Genomic DNA, 2,521 nt, shown 5'->3' with positions numbered 1-2,521 from the left:
GCAAGCCAAACATGGCACCGCGAGCAGTAGCCCTAGTCGGTTTCGGAGATTGGATATGCCGTCCAGACGCAGAGCGTATCTCAACGACAATATCAGAACCGAGCATCTGAAATGCTCGAACTGCCGAACCCAATCGTTTCTGATGAAGATCGAGCCCGATACTGGCGGAGGGGAGGTCCGGACCTTCGTATGTCCCCATTGCCAGGCGCGACGGCTGCTACGGCTGACGCCGCCGCAACGGGCGCTCGGCCTGACGTTCGTGGCGGAAGAGATCCGATGCTGATGAAGCGTTCGCTTCAAACCGGAGGCGCGTGCTTCGGCCGGCGGGCGCGGCATGCTTGATCATTTGTTAACCGCGACTCACTGACGCTCGAAACAGAGCATGATGCAATCGCGGGAGGCCCGCTTGGCCACATATGAGACGACATCTTACGCCCAGATGCGCCGCTGCCGGATGGCGCATCTCTATGGCGAGATGATCGATGAGCGCTTCAGCGAAGCGTTGGAGAGCAGTTCATCCGACAACGCTCATGTCGGTGGTTACGTCCATTCCGTGCGCCCCGACCTGACCTGCTGGCCGCTGCGATGGACGGTGACTGTCGAGGCTTTTCCGGTGGCGGCTCGCTCTATGGCTCTGGCCGGCTAGGAGTGCTGATCGGCGCGTCGTCAGTATTTGGCGAAGGGCGGACCGCTGAAATGATAGTTGAGGCCGCCGCGCACTGTATTGGTCTTCAGATCGACGTCCTGGGCAATCAGCCCATTCGGTGCCCCTCCGCCAGCCACAGGCGACGTCACCGACTGCTTGCCGAAATCCGCGTAGAGATATTCGACCTTCGCCGTCCAGTTCTTCGTAAAGGCGTGTTCGATGCCTGCGCCTGCAATCCAGCCGACCTTTGTCTTGCTGAAACCGGAGGTCGCGCTCTGGCCGGTCGTGTCCGCGTATGATGATGCGAATTTGAGGTCGGTCAGCGCGAGGCCGCCGGTGAGGTAGAACAGCGTGCGATCGACGGCGTAGCCAGCGCGAGGGCGCAGGGTCACCATCCAGTCGCTGCCGACAGAGCTTGTCGTGGTCAGCGAGCCGGCGGGGAAGGGCGCCGTTGCAGTGCGACTCTGGCGCAGGCCGTTATAACCGGCATCTGCCTCGATGCCGAACAGCCAGCGATCTACCTGATGATTGTAGCCGATCTGGCCGCCGCCGCTGAAACCGGTGGGGTTCAATGGCGGCGAGGCGGCAGCGAAGGCCTGCTGGTTGGCGATGGGGGCCGCACCATTGATAAATGCATTGCCCACATGGCTCGTGCCCCAGGCGCCGCCGACCTGGGCGCCGGCATACCATCCACCCCAGTTATAGGCAGCGTCCGTAATCGCAGGCGCCTTGGTCAGGATGCGCGACGATTGATCGGCCGCCGTGGCAGGCGCCACGCCGGACATCGCGATCAACAGTACCAGGCCAATCCGTCTCATCCCGAACCTTCGGCAGCCGGCGAAATCCGGCGGTCGGGGAAAATCCTAGCGAATCTTGGAAGGGGAGGCTGTCACCAGCCGGCAACAGCGGGGGAACAATACCGGAGTGTGGTTTACGGTCAGGACTTGCCGGGACAAGGCTGAAGCCACATCGGGTGGCTTTCCGTCATATGCTCCGGGCGGCAAGGCCGTCGGGCCGGAGCAGATATCGTCAGCACGTGACTGACCTCAGATGATGCCATTACGGACGGCATCGGTCGCGCGACCGGACGTCCGAGACTGGCAATCAGAAACGTGCGCGGAAGCCGTCGTAAGCGTGAGCAACGAGGATGCTTGCGCTGAGTACGCCGAACAGTGCGGTGACGGTGTCGATCATGGTCGTGGTCCTTCTCCCCCGCGCTGACCAAACGTCACGGGAGCCCGCACAGTCAAAGACAATCATGCGGCGATTTTCATTCGGTGACGCGGTGATGCGCCGATGCAACATTCACGCGTAGTAAACCGTGGCACCATCTTGCAGATTCCTTGGCAGGCGCGTGGCGCTGTGCGTGCGCAAGCTAGGCAACGGAATGAGAGAGGCGGTTTCCGGTCGAATGGCATCGGTGGTCTGCCGGGGATTCGCTGGCGAGGAGGGCTCCGCAAGGTGTCCTGCCAGCGGGATCGGGGATGCGAGGCGTGGGGAAGTTCAGTGGCTGATACGTTCGGAAGCGAGATCAATGTCGGGCCTCCGCCGGTGACGTTGCGCAAGCGGCGCTCGTTCGGCGTGATCGGCATCCTGGCCCTGTTGCTGCTGATCGGTGCGGCTGGCGGGCTGCTCTGGCTCAATCTGGACACTGTCACCGACGCTCTGCATGGCGTCGCCAGCCCTGCCTCGGGCAGCGCTTCGACCTCGGACGTGCTCGCCAGCGCTTCCGAGCCAACCGTCAGCGCAGCTGATTTCACCGCTTTCCAGCAGCAGACCGGCGATTCCATTCAGGGCGCCACCAATCTGTTGAATGCGCAGCAGGCCGAACTGAAGCGCCTGTCCGATCAGATTCAGGGACTGACCATGCTGGTC

Annotated in this window: 2 protein-coding genes and 1 pseudogene; 2 read left to right on the top strand and 1 reads right to left on the bottom strand. The window is 62.4% G+C overall.

The features are described from left to right. The first annotated feature begins 406 nt into the window (after positions 1 to 406). Entirely contained in the window at positions 407 to 646 is a 240-nt protein-coding gene (locus ACIQ17_RS32975) for a hypothetical protein (protein ID WP_398473785.1), read from the top strand. A gap of 20 nt (positions 647 to 666) precedes the next feature. On the opposite strand, the gene ACIQ17_RS32970 is transcribed toward ACIQ17_RS32975, so the two are convergent. Further along, complete coding sequence (locus ACIQ17_RS32970) at positions 667 to 1,464, bottom strand: outer membrane protein (protein WP_398473784.1); 798 nt, start codon at positions 1,462 to 1,464, stop codon at positions 667 to 669. A gap of 688 nt (positions 1,465 to 2,152) precedes the next feature. Here ACIQ17_RS32970 and ACIQ17_RS32965 point away from each other — a divergent pair. Continuing rightward, a pseudogene (locus ACIQ17_RS32965) lies at positions 2,153 to 2,521 on the top strand (hypothetical protein); the annotation flags it as partial.

Origin of the sequence: Tardiphaga sp. (genome assembly GCF_044340795.1) — a bacterium.
Taxonomy (GTDB): Bacteria; Pseudomonadota; Alphaproteobacteria; order Rhizobiales; family Xanthobacteraceae; genus Tardiphaga.
The sequence above is the reverse complement of the archived record's forward strand: the minus strand, read 5'-3'. Positions and strand labels throughout refer to the sequence as shown.

What these genes read in the sequence shown, in the direction of transcription:
- ACIQ17_RS32970 (WP_398473784.1), bottom strand. Translation starts at nt 1,464, where the DNA reads ATGAGACGGATTGGCCTGGTACTGTTGATCGCGATGTCCGGCGTGGCG.